Raw genomic sequence first — 22,021 nt, 5'->3', positions numbered from 1 at the left:
GTCACAGCGCAGCCGTGGCGAGCGGTGGTCCTCTCCGCGAGATGGCCGGGGGTGCACGTCCCCACACGAGCCGGTCGGTCGACGAGGTCGGGGCGAGCACGGCGGGCGCGGCGACCCGGGGGCCGCGCAGCAGCACTACCCGCAGCGCGGTGCCGCACGCCGCGTACACGTGGGCCGCGGCGGTGAGCAGCACCGCGCACACGGCGACGGCGAGCATGTGGGCGCCCAGCATGGACACCGACAGGTGTTCGTGACCGGGCACCAGCACGGTGAGCGCGACGTGCGTGGCCGCCTGCCCACCGGCGAGGAGCACGAGCGGGGACAGCGACGGCTGGTGCGCGCCGAGGATCCCGACGATCGCCGCGACCGCGACCAGCAGTACCGCGACCGGTCCCGTCGGCACACCACCGCCGGCGGCGCCGTGGGCGGCCACCGCCAGCACCGCGGTGGCGATGCCCGCGGTGGTGCCGAGAACGGTCGGATACCTGGTCACTGTCGGTCGTGCTCGTTCCTGATGTGCAGGCCGTGTCAGCGCACGCCGAGGCGCGCGAGCAGATCCGCTTCGATGCCGTCGAGTTCCGACGAGATCGCCGTGTGTGCCGACTTCCGGCGCGCGGCCGGCATCTGCTCGGCCGTCTGCACGGCGGCGGTCAGATCGGTGAGGCGTTCGCGGGTCGCGGTGGCGAACTTCTGCGTCTCCGCGTCCTTGGGGTTGCGCTGCTCGACCTTCTCGAGCGCCTGCTCCGCACCCGCGATGCGGGCACTGAGCCGGGCACCGTGACCGGTGAACGAACCCAGTTCCTCGATCGGCACCCCGAGCTGCTGCGCGCGACGCGAGTCGAGCTGACCGCGCAGCGCCGTCACGGCCTGGTAGACGATCGGGACGAGCACCGGCGCGAGCAGACGCGCGACGCCGAGATAACGGCGCACCTTCGCCGCGGTGAGCCCCTGGTTCTCGGCGGCCTTCTTCTGTGCCTTGAGGGTCGCGATCTGTTCCTTCTCGACCTTGGCTTGCGACCTCGCGAGTTCCTGGTCGAGCTTGACCTGCGACTTCGCGAGTTTCTTGTCGATCTTCGCCTTGGCCTTCGCTGCCCGCCGGTCGTTCTCGAGCCGATTCTTCGCGACCAGTCTGGCCTCGATCTTCGCCTTGGTCCTCAGCGCCTTCGCTTCCGCCCTGCGAGTCGCGCGACGCTTCCGTGTGAACAACCCCATCGAACAGCACCCTCCATTCGGTACGACACGACGCTCCGGCGCCCCGCGTCAGCCTAACGTGACGGTGCTGCTGCGAGCCGTCGCCTGCGCAGGGAATACCCTGGAATGTCGTGGACGCAACCGGAGAACTACCGCGGCCCCGACGCGGAGTGTCACAGCGCACAGCCGTCTCCCTCGAGGCCGCTGCGCTGACGAGGTGCCGCCACCGGGTCTATCTCGACGCCACCTTCCCCGACGAACTCGCAGGTGCACCCGAGAATCCGGGTGCGCGGCAACGCCAGGAGGCGGCGGCTGCGCATCGCGAGGCGATCCGCCAGACGCTGTTCGACGCCGACCCGGACGGGTGGGTGCTCGTCGCCCCCGAAGGACCGATGTCGCAGCGCGCCGAGCGCACACTCGACGCGTGCCGCGCGGGCGCCGACCGCATCTGGGGTGCGGTGCTGCCGAGCGAACCCGACACCGGACGCCGCGGCCGCTCGGAGATCCTGCTGCGCGACGCCGAACACGGCGGCTACATCCCGGTGATCGTCGTCAACCACAAGGTCACCGATCCCGGACACGGCGCGCTCACCACCGATCTGTTCGCGTGGGCACCTGCTGTCGACGAGACCCGCAAGGTGCGCAGTCAGGTGCGCGACCAGATGCGCCTCGCGCACCTGTACCGGATGCTCGAACGTCACGGACTTGCGAGCCCCGCGAAGGTCGCCGGCGCGATCGGCTACGGCGGCGACTGCATCCTCGTGCACGATCTCGACCAGATCCTCGACGACTACGACGCCCGCCTGGCGGACCGACTCGAGATCGCGCGGGGTCTCACTCCGACGGCGCCGTCGCAGATCGGCGAGTGCAAGACCTGCCCGTGGTGGGACCGCTGCCGCGCCGAACTCACCGTCACCCGGGATGTGTCGCTCGTCGCGCCGGGGCAACGTGCCGTCGTGCTGCGCGAACTCGAGGTGCACACCATCGAGGGCCTCGCCCGGTGGGAGGGCGGGGAACCGGAAGCGTGGCCGCAGGGTTCGTTCGAGGACGCGATCGTCACGGCGCGGGCGTGGATCGCCGGTGCGCCGCTCGTGCGTCGCTACCGGCACGTGCACGTCCACCGCGCCGACGTCGAGGTCGACATCGATATGGAGAGCTACCACGAGCACGGCGCCTATCTGTGGGGCACGCTGCTCAATTCGAGATCGTCCTCCGAGTACATCCCGTTCGCGACGTGGGAGCCCGTGCCGACCGACGACGAGGCACGCTCGTTCGCCGAGTTCTGGCGCTGGCTGTCGGACCAGCGGCGCGCGGCCGAACGTCGCGGGAAGACTTTTGCGGCCTACTGCTATTCGCGGTCGGCGGAGGACAAGTGGTTGCTGTCGTCGGCGCGGCGGTTCCACGGTTTCCCGGGTGTGCCGGAGCTCGCGGAGGTCAAGGCGTTCATCGGTTCGAACGAGTGGGTCGACATCTTCCAGGCCGTCACCGACCAGTTCGTGTGTCCGAACGGCAAGGGGCTGAAGAAGATCGCACCGATCGCGGGGCATCACTGGCGCGACGCCGAGGCCGGGGGTGAGGCGTCGATGAGCTGGTACCGCGAGGCCGTGGGCATGGCGGGCGAGCCCGATCCGGCGCAGCGTGTGCGGTTGCTCGAGTACAACGAGGACGACGTGATCGCCACGAAGGTCCTGCGCGAGTGGATGAGTGATCGTGCGGTGCTCGACATCCCGTTCGTCGAGGACCTGTAGCGCAGAGCATGCCACGTGCGTGGTTCCGGCGGCCTCGGCCACCGGAACCACGCACGGGAGATCAGACCAGTGCGGCAAGAGCGAAGGCCGCCAGGGCGATGAGGACACCGCCGGTGAGGGTCTGGACACGACGGTCGACGACGCACATCGCCGACAGGAAGCCGGGCATCGAACCCCCGCGGTGGGTGTGCAGGATGGCCAGTACGCTCGGCATGCAGCGGCCGAGGCTGACGGTTGCGAACATCGCGGCGCCGAGCACCGGCGAACCCGAGGCGATCACGCCGAGGACCAGCAGGTAGTACGCGCTGGACCGGATGAAGATCATGAAGCCGGGGCCGATGAGCGCACCGAACAGCAGCGACACCTTCCACGGCGCCATCGTGCGCCGCAGGTGGCGGGGGAGCTGCTGACGCCGCATGGGCGTCGGCAGGGTGATCATGCCCAGCTCGTGCAGGCCGTAACCGAGCGCGATCACCCCCCAGGCCGCGAGCATCCACGCCCACGGCACCGAGCCGGTCACGAGCGCGCCGAGCGCACCGAAGAGCGCGCCGGTGGGGATGCCCGTCGCGAGCGATCCCAGGGCGTGCCAGCCGAGCCGGCGGATCGGGGTCGACGACCCACGGCGTCCCGGCTGCTTCGGTGCGGCGACCACGCCGGCCACCGACATACCGCAGGTCGACCAGTTGGCGGCCAGTGCGGTCACCGCGCCGGTGGCGATCACCGCGGCGGTCATGGCCGTCGGGGTCGAGGCGGCCGCGACGAGACCGGCGGCGGCGCCGACCACCGCGGCACCGGCGATCAGGCCGCCGCGGGTCTTCTTCGCGACGGCGCTCTCGAGCGTCGGGCGTATCTCCGGTACGTCGACTCCGAGGGGCGGGTGAGCCAGAGGCTCACGCACGAGTGTTTCTGTCATCGGGATGCTCCTTTGCTGTGGTGCTTACGGATACGACCGGACGGCGGACGGCGTTGTCCGTCACCCGGTCACGGTGACGGTTCCGGTCATGTACCGGTGGACCGAGCAGTGGTACTCGTAGACGCCCGGCGTCGTGAAGGTGTGCTCGAAGCTCCCTTCGGGGGTGATGCCGCTGTCGAACTCGCCCTCCGATCCGACGTGGTGCAGGACCCCGCCGTCGTCGAACGTCCACCGGACGGTGCCGCCCACCGGTACGGTCACGTCCACCGGCGCGAAGTGCACGTCGCGCACGACGATCTCCGCGTCCGGCCCGGTGGGGGAGCCGGCACACCAGGTCGCGGCCAGCATCGCGAACGCGGCCACCCCCCACCGGATCCGCATCATTCGACGATGATCGTGCCGACCATCGCGGGGTGCGGCGTGCAGTGGTAGGTGAACGTGCCGGCCTCGTCGAAGGTGTACTCGTAGGTGCCCTCGGTGAGCAGTTCGCTCTTCAGGTCACCTTCGAGCGGTCCGTCGCCCGCCACATCGTGCGGCAGTCCCGAGTCGTCGAAGTGCCACTGCACGGTCTGGCCCTTCTCGATGGTGACCGATGCGGGGCTGTACGACATGTTGGAGACCTCGATGACGACCGCGGGTTCGTCGGCGTCCGCACTGCCGCATCCGGTCAGCAGTCCCATCGCGAGTGTCGTGCCCGCGACCGCGGAAAGAAACTTCTTCATATCTCGTCCTCACCGGATGTACCGCAGATTCGCGGTCATTCCTGCCTCGAAGTGATAGGCGTTGTGACAGTGGAACATCCACTCGCCCGGATTGTCCGCGTCGAACTCGATGGCGAGTTCGGTCCCCGGAAGCACGTTGACGGTGTCGCGTCGCAGACCGCCGTAACCCGGTACGGCAAAGGTGTGGCCGTGGGTGTGCATGGGATGCCACATCGGCGACGAGTTGACCATCGTGATCCGGATCCGTTCACCCTCCTTCATCACCAGTCGGCCGGCGTCGGGGCCGGCCATGCCCCACACGTAGCGGTCGCCGGCCTGGATCAGCTCGACGCGGTAGTCGCGGTCGACGTCCCGCTTCTCGAGCAGCACCGATTCGGCGGGCCGCAGGTCGCTCTCGGGTACGAGTCGGCCGTTCAGCTCCGGGATATCCCCTCCCACATCGGGGTTCGACATCGCAACCGCGTCGTGGGACCGCAGCACGGTCGACGCGTAACCCCCGCGACCCTCGACCTTCGCCACGATCGGCCACGCACCGGAACGCACCGTGACGAGCACGTCCACCCGCTGCGCCATGCCGAGGATCACGGTGTCGGCGGTCGTCGGCTGCACATCGAAACCATCCACGGCGACGACGGTCAGTTCGTGACCGGCCACGGCGAAACGGTAGGGCGTCTCCGCGGCCGCATTGATGACCCGCAGACGCAACCGTTGCCCCGCAGCGGCTTCCACCACGGCGGGATCGTTCGGCGGACGCCCGTTGATCAGGTGCAGCCGGTACGCGATGTGCTGGGTCATGCCGCCGAGCGGGACGGAGTCCCCGTGGCCTGCCGACGTGATCTGTTGCGCCACCGAGGCATCGGCGTCCGTGTACTCGGCCGGCCCCGAGCCGTGCCCGGCATGACCGTCCCCGGCGACCTGCGGGTTGAGCGCGGCCAGGACCGCGTCGGGGGTGGTGCCCAGACCGTCGACCCAGTCGTCGAGCACGAGCACCGCGTCGGCGTCCGCGCCGGTGGCGTCGTTCGGGTCCTCGATGATCATGGCCCCGAACAGACCACGGTCGGCCTGCAGTCCGCTGTGCGAGTGGTACCAGTAGGTGCCCGGATCGGGTGCGACGAAGTCGTATTCGAACCGCCCACCGTCGGCGCCGATCGGTTCCTGCGTGACCGGAGCCGCACCGTCCATGTCGTTGCGGATCCGGATGCCGTGCCAGTGCAGCGTGGTCTCCTGCGGAAGCCCGTTGTCCACCGACACCCGCACCCGGTCGCCCTTCGACAACCGCAGCTCGGGTGCGACGGCGGCCCCGCCGTAGGTCCACGTGTTCACGATCCGCCCACCGAGGTCCACGGCGCCCACACCCGCAGCGAGCGCGAAGGCGGCCGTCGCCCCCGAGGTGGCGCGGGCCGCCTCGGCCGCGGCCACCTCGGGATCGGTGGGACGGATGTAGTCGAGCTCGGTGGCGACCGCCTGCTGTCCGGACGTACCGGAGCTGCAGGCGGTGGCACCGAACCCGAGCGCGCCGAGCCCCACCGCCCCGACACCGAGGGTGCCCAGGCGGAGGAAGCGTCGGCGAGCGAGCACGAGCCCGGAACCGGGTCGTGTCATCGGATCACCTGCGGGGTCAGGAGCGAACGGATGTCGTCGACGGTGCCGGTGACCTCGGCGGCACTGACCTCGGTGCCGTCGCTCGCCGAGACACCGACGATGCGCTGGGCCGACTCGCCGTCGACCTCGGGGCCCGAACCGACCACATACAGGATCGATCCGTCCACGGAGAAGGCCATGGACGCGATGTCCGTCATCCCCAGTGCCGCGAGATCGAGGGTGCGGATCGGAGCGAGGCCGGTCGCGTCGAACAGCTCGATCGTGACGATGTCGCCACCGCGCGCGGAGTGCGGATGGATCTCGCTGTCGGTGTACTCGATCGCGATCCGGTCGCCGGTGTTGTTGATGGCGTTCTCCGCGAAGCGGCCGCCGTCCTGTCCGGCGTTCCCGATGGGAGCGACGGGATCCTCCGGCAGACCGTTCGAGAAGTCGAAGACGAAGACGTCGCCGGTCGCGCCGACGAGCAGTGCCTTCTTCGCGTCCGCGGCCCAGGTCACCTTGCGGTTGCTGACGAAGTCGTCGGGCAGCACCTTCGTGCGCGCCGTCTCGGTGGGGACACCGGCATCGTCGATGGAGATCTGGATCAGCTCGCGGGTGTCCTCGCACACGCTGTAGAGCTCGTGGTCGACGAGCCAGGTGAACGGACCGCACCCGATGATCTGCAGCGCGCCGCTCTCCTTGCCGGCCTCGAGATCGACGACGCGGACGCCGTACAGGCCGTCGTCCCACGTCACGAAGTACTTCCCGTCCGAGGTGACGGCACTGGACCCGGGACGCGAGTGCGCGCGGGCGTAGTCGGGCAGTTCGATCTCGTCCGGCTCGAGCAGGTCGCCCGAGTAGGTGGTGACGGTGAAGTCCGCCTGGCCGCGCGAACCGCGCGGCCGCCACACTTCGGCGGCGAGAACCGCTGGGTCCGAGGAACTCTCGCCGACGAACCCGTGGATGACCGGATCCCAGATGCCGGGACCCACGACGATGCGACTGCCCGCGACACCGGTGACCGGGTCGAGGACGTTCACACCGATCTCGAGCCCGCCCGGAGTCCGGAGGACCGCAAGCAGGTCGTTCTCGCTCGCGGGCTGGATCTCCGAGACATGCACGGGTTCCGGGATGGTGTCGCCGATCTCCTGATCGTCGTGACCGAGGGAGATGCCCTCACCGGGAGTGGTGTAGGGGACGGTCGGGTAGGTGACCTCGCCCGCCGCGGAGGAGGAGTCGTCGTCGCTCGAGCACGCCGCGAGGGACAGTGCGAGAGCGAGCGGGACGGTCGCGGCGACCGCCCGTTGGGTGCGCTTCATGATCCGGCGCCCACCTTCGGTCGTGCGGCGGGACGGGTCTGGCAGTCCTCACCGATGATCGGTGCCATCGTGCAGGTGTACGACTGGGATTCGTCGGACACGCACCAGATGATCTCCTGGTCGAAGCTGCCCGAGACCGGGTTGTACATGATGGCCTGCATGTCGGGTTCACCGCAGAAGGCGTTCGAGCACGACGGTGCACCACAGCAGTCGTAGTAGGCGATCAGGTAGGTCTTACCGGTGTCGGGATGCGTGCAGCATCCAACCCAGAACTCCGCTCCGGGACGGCTTCCCGGCGCACAGGTGGTGACACCGCCGCCGTTACAGGCCGCGCACGAGGTGCCGTCCATGTTGCACCAGCGCCAGTACTCGCACTCGGCGGGGTCCTTGCCGTCGTAGACCGGAACGAGCGGTTCGGGTTCGGCGGGGGTCGGAGCCGGCGGCTCCTGCGCCAGCGCAGTGCGGGTGACGGGCAGCGAACTGATCAGTGCCACACCGGAAACACCCATGGTCCACCGGCCGATCTTGCTGATCACCGAACGGCGGGAGACCCGCTCGGACATCCTGCGGCCGGTGCGGCCGATGAAGGATCCGCCGCGGCCGGCCATCCATTCGGCTTGTTCCTTGACGGTGGCTTCGTCCACCGGATATCGATTCTCGTGCATCTCCGGTTCCCCGGATGAGGGTCTGAGGTCCAACGACGTACTCCGATCTCGAGAAGGGGATGAGATTCCGCCCGTACCGACGGGGCGGTCGGCGCTCGCAGATCACAGACCGGCTGCGGCGCGAGTCTTGGCTGCCTCGTGCAGGTGCTGCAGCGAGGGCGTGCCGGATTCGAGTGCGTTGAGGAGGGATTCGACCTGCGCCATGTGGTTGCACAGGCCCTTGGCCTGGATCTTGCCGTGCTCGTCGAGGATCACGCCGTACGGAGTGGTGCCCACCTGGTAGGCGATGCCCACATCGCGGGCGTCGACGTAGCTGAGCTCGGCACCGATACCCGAACCGGCAAGGAAACTCTGGTGCTCCTCGGGCGTGCCGTCGGAGATGATGACGACCTCGAGGTCCTTCTCCGCCTTCGCCATCGCCTTGACGCCGGGCAGCAGGCTCTTGCAGGTCGAGCACGACGGCGCGGTGAACAGCAGCAGCTGCGCCTTGTCGCGGTGGCCACCGACGCCGACCTCGCGGCCGAGGTGGTCCTGCAGGCCGCGGAAGCTCGGAGCGACCTGATCGATCTTCGGGCCGGTGTCCATCATCCGGGCGCCGAGGGGGCCGAGACGCACCTGCACGCGCCCGATCTCGCGGGCGAGGGCGAGCAGCATGAGGAACAGTGCCGCGACGGCGACGGCCAGCACGATGACCGCGATCAGCAGGAAGGTGTTCACAGATTTCTCCGTTCGGATGTGTCAGTACCGCGAGAGGGTCGAGGCGGCACGAAGTTCGATCGAGGCCTTCGTCAGGTGGTCGTCGACCGGGCGTCGGCCCGGATGCACGATCGACCGCAACTGCACCGCGGTGACGACCACGACCAGCACCAGTGCGGCGAGCGCGACGGCGAGGAGGTGCTCGGCGAGCGACGGTGCGCCGGCGGGAACGAGGGCCAGGGCTGCGGAGACGAGCACGAACGCACCGGCCCGCACCGCGTGGAACCACCCGATCCGCGGGATGTCGTGGGAACCGAATGCGAAACAGCCGCAGTCGAGGTCACGACGGCCTCGGAGAAGGTTGATCGTCAGGCCGCCGAAGAAGCACAGGAACAGCAGTGCGGCGCCTGCGGCCGCCCATCGTCCGGCGATGCCGGTGATGAGCGCGGCACCGAGGACGATCTCGGCCCACGGCAGCGCGAACGACACCGCGTCCTCGAGCGGCGCAGGCAGCAGCTTGTACCCGCGCACCGTGCGCAGCAGACCCTGGCGGTCCCGGGTCTTGGGGATGCCGGCGAGCAACAGCGTGCCTCCGACGATCGATGCGATCAGCACCCACAGCATGTGTGCGACCACTCCTTCCGTTTCGCTTCGGGACCTCGTCGAGGTCCCGGCGGATCCCTCGCAGGTGGGGATGGACACATCCTGCTGCGGTCTCGAGTCGGGCGTGCGACGCCGGAGAAACGAACGGGGACACCCTGAACGAGAACGCGAGCCTTCGAATTCAGGGACGTCGGGGCCCGGCGACGTGGGGTTTTGCGTTCGCCCGAGTCCGCGCGGAAGGCGGTGGCGTGATGCACCTCGCATCGCCTCTGCGAGCGGATTCCCACTTGGACGGCACGTCGTGTTCGCGCAGGTAATGCGGCTGTAACAGAACGGGGTTAGCGTCCGGACGAATCCAGTGAAAGGACCACGGCCGTGACGTCAGCACTCCGGGCGGCGATCGACCGCGCGCAGGACGCGGAACCCACCGGGGATCACGTGCGCTCACCCCTGCATGCGCTCGGCCGCCGGCAGTTGTCCCAGCTCGATCTGATCGGGCAGTCGCTGTCGACGATCGCTCCCGCAACCGGAATGGTGTTCATCGCCCTGTGGATGACCGTGAGCGCTCCGGGACTCGGGGGTGTGCTCACCATCGCCGCGACGACCGGCGTCGTCGTGCTGGTCGCATGGTGCATCACGCAGTTCACGCGACGCCTGGCCGCGGCGGGTTCGCTCTACAGTTTCGTCTTCCAGGGACTCGGTACGCGCGCGGCGCTCGTGACGGGCACGGCGCTCATCGTCGGATATCTCGGCATCTCGATCTCCGTGCTGGCCCAGGGAGCACGCACAGTATTGGATCTCGGTGAGCTTGTGGGACTGAATCTTCCGGGGACGGGACCGTGGCTGGTGACGGCGGCGGTGCTCGGTGGGGTCGTCGCCCTGATCGCGATCCGCGGCGTGCGGTTCGCGACCCGCGCGATCCTGCTCGTCGAAACGTGTTCGCTGGTACTGATCGTCGCGACGATGCTGGTCGCGCCGGCGGGCGGAACGACGACAAGCGAACTGCCGGTCTCACCGCTGAGCCTGCTGCCCTTCCTGGCGCTCATGACCGTCCTGTCCATGGCAGGATTCGAGAGCGCGGCGTTCTTCGGGCCCGAGGCCCGTCGGCCGCTCGTCACGGTCAGCCGGACGGTGCTGATCACCCCTCTCGTCGTCGGGGCGCTGTTCGTCTTCACGGCCGTCGCCTCGCTGACCGGGCGCGGATCGCTCATCATCGGAGCGTATTTCGACGGTGTCGACTCCGGTGCGTCGTGGGCGGTCGTGCTCGCCGTGAAGACGGGCATGGCGTGCTCGTGGTTCGCGTCGACACTCGGCTGCGCACAGGCAGGCTCGAGGCTCCTGTACTCGATGGGTGTCGAACGGGTGCTGCCGTCCGCTCTGGCCCGCGTACACGGCACCCTGCGCACCCCCTACCTCGCGGTGACGACGTTCGTCGCAGTGAGTGTCGCGGGTGCCGTCCTGTACACCCTGGTGGCGGAAGCGGATTCGTCCGTCTTCGACGGTGTCGTCGAGGTCGCGCTGGTCGCGGCGTACACGCTGGTCGCGGTGGCATCCCTGCGGTTCCTGCACCGCATCGGTGAGGACACCACGTGGACGCGGGTCGCGGCGGTGTTCGTCGCGTTGCTCGGTGGTGGTCTGCTGGTGGCCACGGCCGTCGACGGGGTCACGCACTCGCTGCTCGTCGTGCCGGTGGCGCTCGTCGCGCTCCTGGTGTCGGGACCCGTCTGGCGCGCGGTGCTGCGCCGGCTCCGCCCGCAGAGCCTCGCGACGATCGGAGCCTTCGACACCGTCGAGACCACGGATCTGCTGCCGGGTGCGGGGACACTGGTCCTCGACGAGCACGGGCGGCCGCGGATCGTCACGGGAGGCACACAGGAGGAGCGGATGTGACCGCCCACGTGCCCATCCGGTCCTCCGAGACTACTTTCGGAGGACGACAACCCCACGCCGTGCAGAAGGCGCTGGGGATGCTCGAGGCCGTCGCACAGCTCGGTCCCGGCACCACCGCCAAGGAGATCGCCGCGTTCGCCGGAGTGCCTCCCGCCACCGCCTACCGGATGCTGAACCTGCTCGTCGCGGACGGCTATCTCGTGCGTGTCCCCGACCTGTCGGGCTTCGCGCTCGGTCGTCGCACCGCCGAACTCGCCCAGGCCGCAGCGGAATCCACCCCGTCCGAGTCGCTCCACGACGTGATGGAGGACCTGCGGGGGTGCACGCGTTTCGGATTGCACGTCGCGTCCTTCGCCGGGAGCCGGCTCCGCTTCGTCGACCAGGATCCGGACCACGAGATCGTCGCCATCGCCACGCTGTCGAAGTCGTTGCACGCCAATGCCATCGGAAAGCTGATGCTGGCACACGTGCCGGGAGTGGGTCCGGATGCCGAGTTTCGCCGGCTCACCGAGTTCACGATGTGCGAGCGCGAGTCGCTGGCGCGGGAGCTGCGCGACATCATCTCGTCCGGTTACGCGAAGGAGTGCCAGGAGACACGGCTGGGCAGGGCGGCGCTGGCCGTCCCGATCCGCGACTCGTCGTCCTTCGTCGTCGGCGGCCTGTACCTGCACGGGTCGGCCGCGAAGGTGCAACCCGATCCCGATCTGGTGAGATTCCTCGTCGACGGCTCCGCCAGGCTCACAGGCCTGCTCTGAGCCGGATCAGGGCGTCCACCACGGGCGCGCCGAACATCGGCGGATCGTTGTGTTCGAGACCGTCGAGCTCGACCCGCTCGTGCAACAGCCGGGCGGCATCGGCGACTGCCGAGCTCTGGGCCGGCGGGACGATGCTGTCGGCGGTGCCGTAGACGACCGTGATCGGCACGTCGATGTGGCCGACGAGTTCGGCGACGGGGAACTCGTCCTTCAACAGTGCGGCGGGCACGAAGGGATAGTGGTGCCGGGCCACGGCGGCGAGATCGGTGAACGGCGAGCGCAGCAGCATTCCGGCGGGAGGTTCGTCGACGGCGAGCGCGGTGACCACGGCGCAGCCGAGGCTCTCCCCGAAGTACAGCACCCGGGCGGGGTCGACGTCGTCGCGTGAACGGAGATGCTCGAGGGCCGCGCGGGCGTCGGCGGCGAGACCCTCCTCGGTGGGGGAGCCGGGATTGCCGCCGTACCCGCGGTAGTCGAACAGGAGCGTCGAGAAACCCGCCGCGGCGAGGTCGGCGGCGGTGTCGACGCGGCCGAGTCGGTTGCCGCCGTTACCGGGAGCGAGGAGAACCGTGAAGCCGGCTCCGGGGCCGTCGGGAGCGCGACCGGGCACGAACCAGGCGTCGAGCGCGAGACCGTCGGAGGTGGTGAGCACGACGTCCTCCGCACCGGGCAGGACGGTCGCGGCGGACGGGGGAGTGGAGCTGTCGGGCAGGTAGATCAGGCGTCGTTGCAGCGCCCACCCGGCGACGCCGACGAGCGCGACGACGAGCACCACGGCGAGAACGATCCGCATGGGTCCGGTCTAACGCATGTGCGCGTTCCCGGCAGCCGGAACTGCCGGAAACGCGCACGGAAGAGGCGGGGTCACCGGAGGAAGGGTTACCGCGGCGCCATGCGCAGCGCGCCGTCCATGCGGATGGTCTCACCGTTGAGGTAGTCGTGCTCGACGATCATCTGCGCGAGCTGCGCGTACTCGGCGGGCTGGGCGAGCCGCGACGGGAACGGCACACCGGCCTCGAGGCCCTTGCGGTACTCCTCGGTGACACCGGCGAGCATCGGGGTGTCGACGATGCCGGGGGCGATGGTGTTGACGCGGATGCCGAACTGCGCGAGGTCGCGTGCGGCGGGGACGGTCATGCCGTGCACGCCACCCTTCGACGCGGAGTACGCGATCTGACCGATCTGGCCCTCGAACGCCGCCACCGAGGCGGTGTTGATGACGACGCCGCGCTGACCCGACTCGTCGACCGTCTCGGTCTTGGAGATCGCGTCGGCCGCGAGGCGCATGACGTTGAAGGTGCCGAGCAGGTTGACGGTGATGACCGTGCGGAACAGCTCGAGGTCGTGCGGGCCGTTCTTCGACAGGATGCGGCCGGCCCAGCCGACACCGGCGCAGTTGACGACGATGCGCAGCGGAACACCCGACTCGACGATGCGGTCGACGGCGGCCTGCACCTCGTCGCCGCTGGTCACGTCGGTGGCGAGGAGCGTGACACCCGCGGGTGCGGCATCGCCGACGCGGTCGATGGACTGCTGCAGGTCGAGGCCGAAGACGGTGGCTCCGGCGTCGGCGAGACGGCGTGCGGTTGCGGCGCCGAGACCGGATGCGGCGCCGGTCACCAGTGCGGCGGATCCCTGAATCTCCACTGTTCGTATCTCCTGTCCCGAGCCGAGGGCTGCGTGAACCCGACGGGTTCGGGCTCGTTGGCACCGAGTCCGACTCCGTCGGGTTCTCTCACAGAGCCCTACGGCGTGTGAGTGTCGTTCGTCACGAACCCTAACCGGTCACGGCCGCGGGTTCCGCGGGGGTCGCGGTCCGGCGGCGCAGTGCGACGACTCCCATCGCCGCGGCGACGAGACACACGACGGCACCGAGCAGCAATCCGGCCCGGCCACCCCACTGCTCGCAGACCCATCCGGCGATGGGACCGCCGATGGCCGTGGAGCCGAGGAAGGCGACCGACCACAGGGCCATCACCCGTCCGCGCATCGTCGGCGCGGAGGCGAGTTGCAGCGAACTGTTGGTGGTGGACGTGAACGTCACGCTCAGTGCGCCCACGATCACCATGAGCACGATGAGCGTGGTCAGGTTCGGGGCCGCGGCGGCGACCGCCATGGCGATGCCGAACGCGAGGGAGGTGAGGATCAGCGGCCGGGTTCCGGTGCGACCCCAGGTGGCGACGGCGAGGCCCCCCACCACCGATCCGGCGCCCATCGCGGCGGTGAGGAAGCCGTAGGCCCCGGCACCGGCAGCGAAGGTGTGGTCGGCCAGGACCGGCAGAACCACCTGGAACTCGAAGGCCAGACATCCGACGAGCGCCATCATCGACAGCGGGACGGCCAGGTCGGGCGTGCTGCGGACGTAGGCGAAACCCTCACGCAGCTGTCCCTTCGCGCGGGCGGCGGCGGGGGAGCGCTGGAGCCGGGAGACGTCGAGTCGCAGCAAGGAGGTGACGACGGCAACGAAGCTCGCGGCGTTGAGCAGGAAGCACACGCCGAGTCCGCCCGCGGCGATGACCAGGCCGGCGACGGCCGGGCCGATCATGCGGGAGCACGAGGCGAGGACCGACTGCAGGCTCACGGCGTTCCGCAGATCCTCCGGACCGACCAGTTCGAGCATGAACGACTGTCGGGCGGGGTTCTCGAAGCACTGGTTGAGGCCGAGCGCGACCGCCAGGACGTAGACGTGCCACAGGGCGATCGTGTCGGTGACGACGAGCAGCCCCAGGATCAGGGCCTGCACACCCATGAGGGTCTGCAACCCGATCATGAGCCGGCGTTTGTCGGAGCGGTCGGCGACCACGCCGCCGTAGGGGCCGAGCAGCAGCATCGGCACGGTCTGCAGTGCGAGCACGATGCCGATGGCGGTCGCGGAGCCGGTGAGCTGCAGGACGAGCCACGACTGCGCGACCGTCTGCATCCACGTGCCGATGAGCGAGACGGCCTGGCCGCTGATGTAGAGGCGGAAGTTGGGGCCGCGCAGGGCGGCGAAGGTCTGTCCTCTGATGTCGGCGAGCATTGTCACGGGCGACCCCTCTCGGCGGAGGGGCGCGGTGAATCGGCGACGCGCTGCGAGAGTGCCTCGAGGGCGGGCAGTGCGTCGTGCAGAGCTTCGAGGTGCCGGTCGCTCAGTTCGGTGAGGTGACGGGCGAACAGGGCGGTGCGGCGGTCGCGCAGTTCCGCCGAGAGTGCGGCACCGGCGGGAGTGATGTGGACGCGGACGACACGCTTGTCGTCGGTGTCGGGGGACCGGGTGAGCAACCCGGCATCTTCGAGTTTGCCCACCATGCGCGAACACATGGTGGGGTTGAGCCCTTCGATCTCCGCGAGGTCGCGGACTCCGATCGTCTCGTGGCGGGCGACGGTCGTGAGGAGGGTCGACTGCGAACGCGTCAGCCCTTCCTCCGAGGCGAACATGCCCATGCGGCGGGAGATCCGTCCGATCGCGATACGCAGACGATGGACGTCTTCCGCGTCGAACGGAGGAGTTTCGGATCGAGGGGTGCTGTCCGTGAGTTCAGACATGGAACCACCTCCGAATTTATTTGCCTATCGGCAAGCATACTCCTGTGCAGAGTGGAAAGACACTGTTCGGAACGGTGATCAGGGACGCATGAGCGCCGGGGCCTCGTCCTCCGTGATACGGCGGGCGCGCCGGCGGACGACCACCATCGCGGCGACGGACAGCAGCAGGGCCACCGCGCCGGCGATCGGTCCGACGACGCCGGTCGCCGGGAACAGGCCGTCGCCGAGCATCCACGCGCCGAAGCCGAAGAACAGGGCGGAAGCACCGTAGCGAATGGCGTTGTCGGGAAGATGCCGGCCGAACACGGCACCGATGACGATGGCCAGCGCGTCGGCGGCGACCATGCCGACGGTGGACCCGATCCACACCCCGGCCCAGTTGTTGTCGGTCGCGAGCGTGATGGTCGCGAGCATCGTCTTGTCGCCGAGTTCGGCGAGGAAGAACGCCGAGGTCACGGCGAGGAAGGCAGAGCGCGCGACGCGTCCGGCCTTGGATTGCTCGTCGTCGTCGAGGGAGTCGCCGCGCAGCGTCCACGCGCCGAAGATCAGGAAGGCGATGCCGCCGACGATGGAGATGGCGGTCGCGGGGATCGCGACACCCAGATAGTGCCCGACAGCCACCGACACGAGGTGCACCGCGGTGGTCGCGAACAGGATCCCCGACAGGACGACCCACCAGCGATACCGCAGGGCGAAGGTCATCGCCATGAGCTGGGATTTGTCGCCGAGTTCGGCGACGAAGACGACTGCGAAGGACAGGACGAGCGCGGACCACATATGCGTTTCCTCCTTTCGTGTGGAGGAAACGGGGCTTCCTCCGGACGCCGGACGCACGGTGCGACCAGCGGCCGAAGGTCTCGCCCACCGGAGGATGATCCGGTCCGCGGGGCCGGGCAGTGCCGTTGTCGGGCGCCGCCAGTATGTCGACCCTGCGATTGGGGGCTACTCCCCTTCGCCGACGACAACGTTAGCCCGGCGAACCGAATTCTGTAAAGGCAATGCTAACTTTCGGAGAACCGAACTCTCGTTTTCAGGGCGCCCTCACGAAGCGAGCAGCATGGCCAGAATCGCGGTGTCGGGGTCGTTGCCCGGATCCACTCCCACCTTGCTGACCAGTGCCGTCACCGTGCCGTCCGGTTCGGCCTCGACCCACGCGGCGCGATGCTCGAGTCCGAGATGTGGGATCCCGGGGAGCAGCACGCAGCCCGAGGCGGCGCCGGCGTTCTCCGGCAGTGACGGCGTCGTCTCCGACGGCGGATGCAGCATGATCAGTGCCGGCGGCTGATGCTCGGCGAACCGTCCGGGCTGCACGGCACGCTCGCCGAGCACCGGACCTTCGGCGACCACGAGGCCCACGGTTCCGGGCTCGGGGTCGTCGGGCAGTTCTTCTTTGACCCCGAACACCGTCGAGGTGGGCAGCAGTCCCGGCAGCGACGCGATCCGCACCGTCATCGCCAGCACCTGGGCCCATTCGCGGGTGGTCGCGGGCCATCTGCCCGAGACGACGAAACCTCGAAGCGACCCGGCGGACTGGAATGCGGACAGCTCGATGCGGCTGTGTTCCTCGGCGTTCATCCCACTCCTCCCTCTCGGTCGGTAAGGGGAGAATGCCCGTTTTCTTCGTTGGCACACAAGAGGTGCCGAGTGCCAGCACTGCCGCTACACCTTTTGCTATCCGCCTCGGCAATTGCTGCGGCGGATAGCGATTCCTGTAGCGGATAGGAAAGACCAGGCCCGGAGACGACGAAGGGCGCCGGTGTCCCGGCGCCCTCGCTGTCGGTCTCGCGACCTGTATGCCCGATCCGTACTAGACGATCAGGCCCGAGGTGGCGGTGCGAGCGCGCTCGAAGCGAGCCTGCACGTCCGCCCAGTTGACGATGTTCCAGAAGGCCTTGACGTAGTCGGCCTTGACGTTCTGGTACTGCAGGTAGAAGGCGTGCTCCCACATGTCGAGCATGAGCAGCGGGGTCAGGCCGATCGGGATGTTGCCCTGCTGGTCGTACAGCTGGACGATGATCAGACGCTGTCCGATCGAATCCCACGCGAGGATCGACCAGCCGGAGCCCTGGATGGAGTTCGCGTTCGCGGAGAAGTGATCGCGGAACTTGTCGAACGAACCGAAGGCGTCATCGATCGCAGCAGCGAGCTCACCCTCGGGCTTGTCGCCACCCTCGGGGGAGAGGTTGTTCCAGAAGACGGAGTGGTTGGTGTGACCACCCAGGTGGAAGGCGAGGTCCTTCTCGAGCTTGGTCGCCTGGGCCGCCATGGTGCCGTTCTCGCGGGCCTCGGCCAGCTTCTCGAGAGCGGTGTTCGCACCGGCGACGTAGGTGGCGTGGTGCTTCGAATGGTGCAGCTCCATGATCTTCGCCGAGATGTGCGGCTCGAGCGCTGCGTAGTCGTAGGGCAAGTCCGGAAGTGTGTATTCAGCCACGAAGGGTCCCTTCTTCACCGGGCCGTCCGGCCCGTGCAGTTATTCCGTACCTTCTCGGGTTTCCACCCAAGTCCATAACTACACCGTCCGCAACATTCCCCGTAATGCGGACACGATCGGACCGCGACTGTGTCGGAGAGCACCCGGAACGGCCCACGCGTCCGGAAAATAGCTCTCACCAGCGCAAACAGTCGGATATCGGGACCATCGGCAACGGCTGCGTGAACGGGACCTTAACATTGGCGCGTGTTTCGGCCCTTCCTGAACGAACCGACACGCGGGGCCGATGCACCGCGTGTGGATCTGCCGGGCGTCGATGTCGTCCGGTTCGTCGCGGTCGCGGCCGTGCTCTACTCCCACATCGCCTTCTACCTGATCGACGACCTCGGGACGGGCTGGTGGGGCATCGACCTCACCTACGAGGTACTCGTCAAGGGCGCCGGCCTCAACCAGCACCTGTCGTCCGTCGGGGTGACGGCGTTCATGATGCTCACGGGCATGCTCGTCACCCGGTCCGCGATCCGGCAGGACCGCCGGAAGTTCCTCATCGCCCGGGCCGCGCGGCTCCTGCCGGCCTTCTGGGTGGCGATCCTCGCCGCGGTCGTGCTCGTGTGGCTCGGCATCAACGGCACCTTCAGCGGCCACACCACGGTGTCGGTCTCCGAGGCGTTCCTGTCCTTCTTCCTGGCTGCGTTCTTCCTGAAACCACAGGTGATCGTGCTCGGCGTGGTGTGGACGCTCGCCGCACAGATCTCGTTCTACCTGTGGTGCGTGGCGGGACGGTCGCTGCTGCGGACGGCGCCGGTGGCGGTGCCGATGCTCGGCGCCGTGCTGTGCATGCTGGTGCTCCTCTACAACCTGTACGTGCCCGAGCCGTACACGGTGCCGTTCCTGTCGAAGATCGCGTCGACGCTGCCGACCTTGTTCCTGGGGCAGATCGTGTACTTCGGCTGGGCCCGCCTGATTTCGCTGCGCGCCCTGCTGGCGGCGATGTTCGCGCAGATCGCGGTGATCGTGATGGCCACGGACATCAACGTCTACTGGTCGGGCAGCCGCTATCTGTGGACGGTGACGGTGGTCTTCGCGGCGATCGTGCTGGTCGCGCGGTACGACGGGCGCCTCGCGCGCTCGACCGTCGTCTCCTGGGTCGCGACCCGCAGCTACTGCATCTACCTGACCCACACCCTCGTGATGTACCGGATCTACGAGAACACCGTGGGCATCGTCGGCACGACCGCGGCGATCGTGCTGCTGCTGATCGGCTGCGGTCTCGTCGCCGAGGTGCTGTACCGCAGCGTCGAGGTTCCGGCTGCGCACTGGATCAAGAGCCGCTGGCTCGCGCCGAAGCAGGTCGCTTCCGACGAACGGACTGTCGCTCCGACCCGCGCGTAGCATCGGGTCATGTCCTGGTTCGACGAGATCCTCGCCCGTGCAGGTTCGAAGTCGCAGATGGTGACGCGCGAGGACGCGCTCCCCGGTCGCGCCGAACCGCTGCCCGTCCCCGAGACCCACTACGTCAACGGCAACCGCATCGTTCCCCCCTTCCCCGAGGGCCTGCAGGCCGCAGTCGTCGGCATGGGTTGCTTCTGGGGCGCCGAGAAGGAGTTCTGGCAGCTCGACGGCGTCTACTCGACCGCGGTCGGCTATTCCGGCGGCTACACCCCCAACCCCACCTACGAGGAGGTATGTTCCGGCCGGACCGGGCACACCGAGGTGGTGCTCGTCGTCTTCGACCCGAAGGTGATCGGCTACGAACACATCCTGCAGCAGTTCTGGGAGAACCACGACCCCACCCAGGGCATGCGGCAGGGCAACGACCACGGCACCCAGTACCGCTCGGCGATCTACACCCACGACGAGACGCAGATCGAGGTCGCCGAGGCCACGGCCGAAGCGTTCGGCAAGCGACTGGCCGACGCCGGATACGGGCAGATCACCACGGAGATCGCCCCGCTCACGCAGTTCTACTACGCGGAGGACTACCACCAGCAGTACCTCGCGAAGAATCCCAACGGCTACTGCCCCGTCCACGCCACCGGCGTGAGTTGCCCGGTGGGCCTCGGCGCCTGAGAGAGCGTCGGGCCTCAGGGTTCGACGGTGTCGCGCACCACATCTCCGCTCGCAGTGCGAGTGTGAGATGCGTTGGCGTTCCTTGAACTTCCCCGAAGGCGGACGCATTCTGGAAGAAGGGATCATTCCAGAGGGGGAAAGGGACGGCTTGCCGACATGACGACCAGAGCGGGGTATCTGCGGCGTACACGGCGAAGTCTGCGCAGGCGGGATCCGCTCGTGCGTCGCACCGACAGGCTCGAGGCGCGCTGCTTCACCCTCATGATCGCCGTGATGGCGATCCTGATCCCCGTCGCGGTGTGGGTGTCCGCCACCATGTGGAGCTCCCAGCTCGAACTCTCCGAGAAGCAGAATGCCGAACGTGTCAGCGTCACGGCCGTCCTCGACGCCGATGCCCTGAGCGACTCCTCCGGATGGGGCGAGACCGTGAAGATCTCCTCGGCCCCGGCGACCTGGGGTTGGGGCGACGAGACGCGTCACGCGCTCGTCCAGGTGGACAGTCTCGCGACCGCGGGCAGCGAGGTGCAGGTCTGGGTCGAGGGGAGCACCGGCGAATACACGCAGCCCCCGCTGACCACCTCCGCCGCGAAGTTCACCGCCGTGCTGTCCGGGGTGTGGTTGTGGACGTTCTCCGCCGCCGCCGCGGCCGGGCTGTTCGCCCTCGCGCACTGGCGTCTCGAGGTGCGGCGCAGCCGCGAGTGGAGCCGGGACATCGAAGCGTTCCTCGGCTCCACCAGCAGCCACTGACCCGGCTAGGACTGCAGGCACCGCCTGCGCGTCAGAGATCCGCGACGGCGGGCATGACCTCGTTCGCCACCAGTTCGAGGTGCTCGAGATCGGCGAGATCGAGGACCTGCAGGTAGATGCGCTGCGTCCCGGCCTCGGCGAAGGTGCGGATCTTTTCGATCAACTCCTGCGGCGTGCCCGCGAGTCCGTTCTCCCGCAGTTCGTCGACCTCACGGCCGATCCGTGCCGCGCGACGCGCGATCTCGTCCTCGTCCCGGCCGCAGCACAGCACGAGTGCGTTCGAGTAGGTCAGTTCCTCGGGGTCGCGTCCGGCATCCCGGCAGGCCGAGCGCACCCGCTCGAACAGGACCTTCGTCTCGTCCAGCGACTTGAACGGCACGTTGAACTCGTCGGCGTAGCGCGCCGCCAGTGCCGGCGTGCGCTTCTTGCCTGCGCCGCCCATGACGATCGGTGGGTGGGGACGCTGGTACGGCTTCGGCAGCGCCGGGGAGTTCTCGATCCGCACGTGCTCGCCCTCGTACGAGAACGTCTCGCCCTCGGGGGTGTCCCACAGGCCGGTGATGACCGCGAGGGACTCCTCGAAGCGGTCGAACCGCTCCTTCAGCGTGGGGAAGGGGATGCCGTAGGCGAGGTGCTCCTCCTCGAACCAGCCGGCTCCGAATCCGAAGTCGACGCGTCCGCCGCTCATGGCGTCGACCTGCGCGACGGAGATCGCGAGCGGGCCGGGGTACCGGAAGGTCGCCGAGGTGACGAGCGTGCCGAGGCGGATCGTCGACGTGTCGCGGGCGAGACCGGCCAGCGTGATCCATGCGTCCGTCGGTCCGGGCAGGCCCTCGGCGTTCATGGCCAGGTAGTGGTCGGAGCGGAAGAACGCGCCGTAGCCGAGTCGTTCCGCGGTCTGTGCGACGGCGAGGAGGTCGTCGTAGGTGGCGCCCTGCTGGGGTTCGGTGAAGATGCGTAATTCCATGACCCGATCATTTCAGCGACGGAACCGGCGCGGGCCATCGGCGGGTGCTTGTCCACTGTGAGATGTCTCGAGCGTGATTCCCCATGCGTGGATAGGCCTGTTGATGAACCTGTGGAAACTGTGGATAACTCCAGCGGATGGGGTTGATGGGGAGTGTTGTGGAAGACCCACCTGCCCCACCTGCGGAACAGTATCGGT

Annotated in this window: 24 protein-coding genes; 6 read left to right on the top strand and 18 right to left on the bottom strand. The window is 68.5% G+C overall.

Going from position 1 to position 22,021, the window contains the following annotated elements; translation table 11 throughout:
* Position 1: 1 nt before the first annotated feature.
* Both BO226_RS18615 and BO226_RS18610 read right to left on the bottom strand, forming a co-directional pair.
* On the bottom strand, positions 2–493 hold the full coding sequence (locus BO226_RS18615; RefSeq protein ID WP_024102630.1) for a hypothetical protein: 492 nt from the start codon (positions 491–493) through the stop codon (positions 2–4).
* A 35-nt stretch (positions 494–528) separates the two neighbouring features.
* Positions 529–1,212: a DUF6474 family protein gene (locus tag BO226_RS18610; protein ID WP_071935896.1), complete on the bottom strand. Its 684-nt coding sequence runs from the start codon at positions 1,210–1,212 to the stop codon at positions 529–531.
* 149 nt (positions 1,213–1,361) lie between these two features.
* Here BO226_RS18610 and BO226_RS18605 point away from each other — a divergent pair, with 149 nt between their 5' ends.
* Positions 1,362–2,939, top strand: coding sequence for a TM0106 family RecB-like putative nuclease (locus tag BO226_RS18605; protein ID WP_064256880.1), 1,578 nt, complete (start codon positions 1,362–1,364; stop codon positions 2,937–2,939).
* Between the two features lie 61 nt (positions 2,940–3,000).
* On the opposite strand, the gene BO226_RS18600 is transcribed toward BO226_RS18605, so the two are convergent.
* The 8 genes from BO226_RS18600 to BO226_RS18565 all read right to left on the bottom strand — a co-directional run bounded on the left by BO226_RS18600 (position 3,001) and on the right by BO226_RS18565 (position 9,459).
* Positions 3,001–3,852 carry a hypothetical protein gene (locus BO226_RS18600; protein ID WP_064256879.1) on the bottom strand — a complete coding sequence of 284 codons (852 nt, stop codon included), beginning with the start codon at positions 3,850–3,852 and terminating at the stop codon, positions 3,001–3,003.
* A gap of 60 nt (positions 3,853–3,912) precedes the next feature.
* Positions 3,913–4,236, bottom strand: coding sequence for a cupredoxin domain-containing protein (locus tag BO226_RS18595; RefSeq protein ID WP_082921077.1), 324 nt, complete (start codon positions 4,234–4,236; stop codon positions 3,913–3,915).
* Positions 4,233–4,574, bottom strand: coding sequence for a cupredoxin domain-containing protein (locus BO226_RS18590; protein WP_006553380.1), 342 nt, complete (start codon positions 4,572–4,574; stop codon positions 4,233–4,235). Before BO226_RS18590 ends, BO226_RS18595 begins: the two co-directional genes overlap by 4 nt.
* 9 nt (positions 4,575–4,583) lie before the next feature.
* Complete coding sequence (locus BO226_RS18585; RefSeq protein ID WP_064256877.1) at positions 4,584–6,176, bottom strand: multicopper oxidase family protein; 1,593 nt, start codon at positions 6,174–6,176, stop codon at positions 4,584–4,586.
* Complete coding sequence (locus BO226_RS18580) at positions 6,173–7,474, bottom strand: hypothetical protein (protein ID WP_064256876.1); 1,302 nt, start codon at positions 7,472–7,474, stop codon at positions 6,173–6,175. The genes BO226_RS18585 and BO226_RS18580 overlap by 4 nt, the downstream gene beginning before the upstream one ends.
* Positions 7,471–8,139 carry a methylamine dehydrogenase light chain gene (locus BO226_RS18575; RefSeq protein ID WP_033097867.1) on the bottom strand — a complete coding sequence of 223 codons (669 nt, stop codon included), beginning with the start codon at positions 8,137–8,139 and terminating at the stop codon, positions 7,471–7,473. The genes BO226_RS18580 and BO226_RS18575 overlap by 4 nt, the downstream gene beginning before the upstream one ends.
* Before the next feature lie 102 nt (positions 8,140–8,241).
* Positions 8,242–8,856: a redoxin domain-containing protein gene (locus BO226_RS18570; RefSeq protein ID WP_006553384.1), complete on the bottom strand. Its 615-nt coding sequence runs from the start codon at positions 8,854–8,856 to the stop codon at positions 8,242–8,244.
* Between the two features lie 21 nt (positions 8,857–8,877).
* A complete protein-coding gene (locus BO226_RS18565) occupies positions 8,878–9,459 on the bottom strand; it encodes a MauE/DoxX family redox-associated membrane protein (RefSeq protein ID WP_033097895.1) in 582 nt (193 codons plus the stop codon).
* Between the two features lie 354 nt (positions 9,460–9,813).
* Between BO226_RS18565 and BO226_RS18560 the strand changes: the two genes are divergently transcribed.
* Together BO226_RS18560 and BO226_RS18555 are read left to right on the top strand one after the other, a co-directional pair.
* The gene (locus BO226_RS18560; RefSeq protein ID WP_064256875.1) at positions 9,814–11,328 is read left to right on the top strand and encodes an APC family permease; all 1,515 of its coding nucleotides are present in this window, start codon (positions 9,814–9,816) and stop codon (positions 11,326–11,328) included.
* On the top strand, positions 11,325–12,083 hold the full coding sequence (locus tag BO226_RS18555; protein ID WP_064256874.1) for an IclR family transcriptional regulator: 759 nt from the start codon (positions 11,325–11,327) through the stop codon (positions 12,081–12,083). Before BO226_RS18560 ends, BO226_RS18555 begins: the two co-directional genes overlap by 4 nt.
* Here the strand turns inward: BO226_RS18555 and BO226_RS18550 are convergent.
* The 7 genes from BO226_RS18550 to BO226_RS18520 all read right to left on the bottom strand — a co-directional run bounded on the left by BO226_RS18550 (position 12,067) and on the right by BO226_RS18520 (position 18,039).
* Positions 12,067–12,876: an alpha/beta hydrolase gene (locus BO226_RS18550; RefSeq protein ID WP_064256873.1), complete on the bottom strand. Its 810-nt coding sequence runs from the start codon at positions 12,874–12,876 to the stop codon at positions 12,067–12,069. The two genes, BO226_RS18555 and BO226_RS18550, sit on opposite strands and share 17 nt — an antisense overlap.
* Before the next feature lie 86 nt (positions 12,877–12,962).
* Positions 12,963–13,730, bottom strand: coding sequence for an SDR family NAD(P)-dependent oxidoreductase (locus BO226_RS18545; protein ID WP_006553390.1), 768 nt, complete (start codon positions 13,728–13,730; stop codon positions 12,963–12,965).
* A 130-nt stretch (positions 13,731–13,860) separates the two neighbouring features.
* Positions 13,861–15,108, bottom strand: a complete 1,248-nt coding sequence (locus tag BO226_RS18540; RefSeq protein ID WP_197481878.1) for an MFS transporter — start codon at positions 15,106–15,108, stop codon at positions 13,861–13,863.
* The gene (locus BO226_RS18535) at positions 15,105–15,608 is read right to left on the bottom strand and encodes a MarR family winged helix-turn-helix transcriptional regulator (RefSeq protein WP_006553392.1); all 504 of its coding nucleotides are present in this window, start codon (positions 15,606–15,608) and stop codon (positions 15,105–15,107) included. Before BO226_RS18535 ends, BO226_RS18540 begins: the two co-directional genes overlap by 4 nt.
* Before the next feature lie 78 nt (positions 15,609–15,686).
* Entirely contained in the window at positions 15,687–16,385 is a 699-nt protein-coding gene (locus BO226_RS18530) for a TMEM165/GDT1 family protein (RefSeq protein ID WP_064256871.1), read from the bottom strand.
* A 264-nt stretch (positions 16,386–16,649) separates the two neighbouring features.
* On the bottom strand, positions 16,650–17,183 hold the full coding sequence (locus BO226_RS18525; RefSeq protein WP_024102643.1) for a hypothetical protein: 534 nt from the start codon (positions 17,181–17,183) through the stop codon (positions 16,650–16,652).
* A gap of 232 nt (positions 17,184–17,415) precedes the next feature.
* On the bottom strand, positions 17,416–18,039 hold the full coding sequence (locus tag BO226_RS18520) for a superoxide dismutase (RefSeq protein WP_006553395.1): 624 nt from the start codon (positions 18,037–18,039) through the stop codon (positions 17,416–17,418).
* 297 nt (positions 18,040–18,336) lie between these two features.
* On the opposite strand from BO226_RS18520, the gene BO226_RS18515 reads away from it, so the two are divergent.
* From BO226_RS18515 to BO226_RS18505, 3 genes are all read left to right on the top strand, one after another.
* Positions 18,337–19,431, top strand: a complete 1,095-nt coding sequence (locus BO226_RS18515) for an acyltransferase family protein (RefSeq protein ID WP_064256870.1) — start codon at positions 18,337–18,339, stop codon at positions 19,429–19,431.
* A 9-nt stretch (positions 19,432–19,440) separates the two neighbouring features.
* The gene (gene msrA / locus BO226_RS18510; protein ID WP_006553397.1) at positions 19,441–20,109 is read left to right on the top strand and encodes a peptide-methionine (S)-S-oxide reductase MsrA; all 669 of its coding nucleotides are present in this window, start codon (positions 19,441–19,443) and stop codon (positions 20,107–20,109) included.
* A 156-nt stretch (positions 20,110–20,265) separates the two neighbouring features.
* Positions 20,266–20,856, top strand: a complete 591-nt coding sequence (locus BO226_RS18505) for an Rv1733c family protein (protein ID WP_231912062.1) — start codon at positions 20,266–20,268, stop codon at positions 20,854–20,856.
* 31 nt (positions 20,857–20,887) lie between these two features.
* On the opposite strand, the gene BO226_RS18500 is transcribed toward BO226_RS18505, so the two are convergent.
* On the bottom strand, positions 20,888–21,823 hold the full coding sequence (locus BO226_RS18500; protein WP_006553399.1) for an LLM class F420-dependent oxidoreductase: 936 nt from the start codon (positions 21,821–21,823) through the stop codon (positions 20,888–20,890).
* Positions 21,824–22,021 lie beyond the last annotated feature (198 nt).

The organism is Rhodococcus sp. 2G, assembly GCF_001886355.1.
GTDB lineage: Bacteria > Actinomycetota > Actinomycetes > Mycobacteriales > Mycobacteriaceae > Rhodococcus > Rhodococcus pyridinivorans.
Note: the sequence above shows the minus strand (reverse complement) of the source record. Positions and strands in the feature narration are given on the sequence as shown.

Excerpts from the sequence above, each read along its gene's own strand:
- BO226_RS18610 (WP_071935896.1), bottom strand. The coding sequence starts at position 1,212 with ATGGGGTTGTTCACACGGAAGCGTCGCGCGACTCGCAGGGCGGAAGCG.
- BO226_RS18600 (WP_064256879.1), bottom strand. The coding sequence starts at position 3,852 with ATGACAGAAACACTCGTGCGTGAGCCTCTGGCTCACCCGCCCCTCGGA.
- BO226_RS18595 (WP_082921077.1), bottom strand. The coding sequence starts at position 4,236 with ATGATGCGGATCCGGTGGGGGGTGGCCGCGTTCGCGATGCTGGCCGCG.
- BO226_RS18590 (WP_006553380.1), bottom strand. The coding sequence starts at position 4,574 with ATGAAGAAGTTTCTTTCCGCGGTCGCGGGCACGACACTCGCGATGGGA.
- BO226_RS18585 (WP_064256877.1), bottom strand. The coding sequence starts at position 6,176 with ATGACACGACCCGGTTCCGGGCTCGTGCTCGCTCGCCGACGCTTCCTC.
- BO226_RS18580 (WP_064256876.1), bottom strand. The coding sequence starts at position 7,474 with ATGAAGCGCACCCAACGGGCGGTCGCCGCGACCGTCCCGCTCGCTCTC.
- BO226_RS18575 (WP_033097867.1), bottom strand. The coding sequence starts at position 8,139 with ATGCACGAGAATCGATATCCGGTGGACGAAGCCACCGTCAAGGAACAA.
- BO226_RS18565 (WP_033097895.1), bottom strand. The coding sequence starts at position 9,459 with ATGCTGTGGGTGCTGATCGCATCGATCGTCGGAGGCACGCTGTTGCTC.
- BO226_RS18550 (WP_064256873.1), bottom strand. The coding sequence starts at position 12,876 with ATGCGGATCGTTCTCGCCGTGGTGCTCGTCGTCGCGCTCGTCGGCGTC.
- BO226_RS18535 (WP_006553392.1), bottom strand. The coding sequence starts at position 15,608 with ATGTCTGAACTCACGGACAGCACCCCTCGATCCGAAACTCCTCCGTTC.
- BO226_RS18530 (WP_064256871.1), bottom strand. The coding sequence starts at position 16,385 with ATGTGGTCCGCGCTCGTCCTGTCCTTCGCAGTCGTCTTCGTCGCCGAA.
- BO226_RS18525 (WP_024102643.1), bottom strand. The coding sequence starts at position 17,183 with ATGAACGCCGAGGAACACAGCCGCATCGAGCTGTCCGCATTCCAGTCC.
- msrA (WP_006553397.1), top strand. The coding sequence starts at position 19,441 with ATGTCCTGGTTCGACGAGATCCTCGCCCGTGCAGGTTCGAAGTCGCAG.
- BO226_RS18505 (WP_231912062.1), top strand. The coding sequence starts at position 20,266 with ATGACGACCAGAGCGGGGTATCTGCGGCGTACACGGCGAAGTCTGCGC.
- BO226_RS18500 (WP_006553399.1), bottom strand. The coding sequence starts at position 21,823 with ATGGAATTACGCATCTTCACCGAACCCCAGCAGGGCGCCACCTACGAC.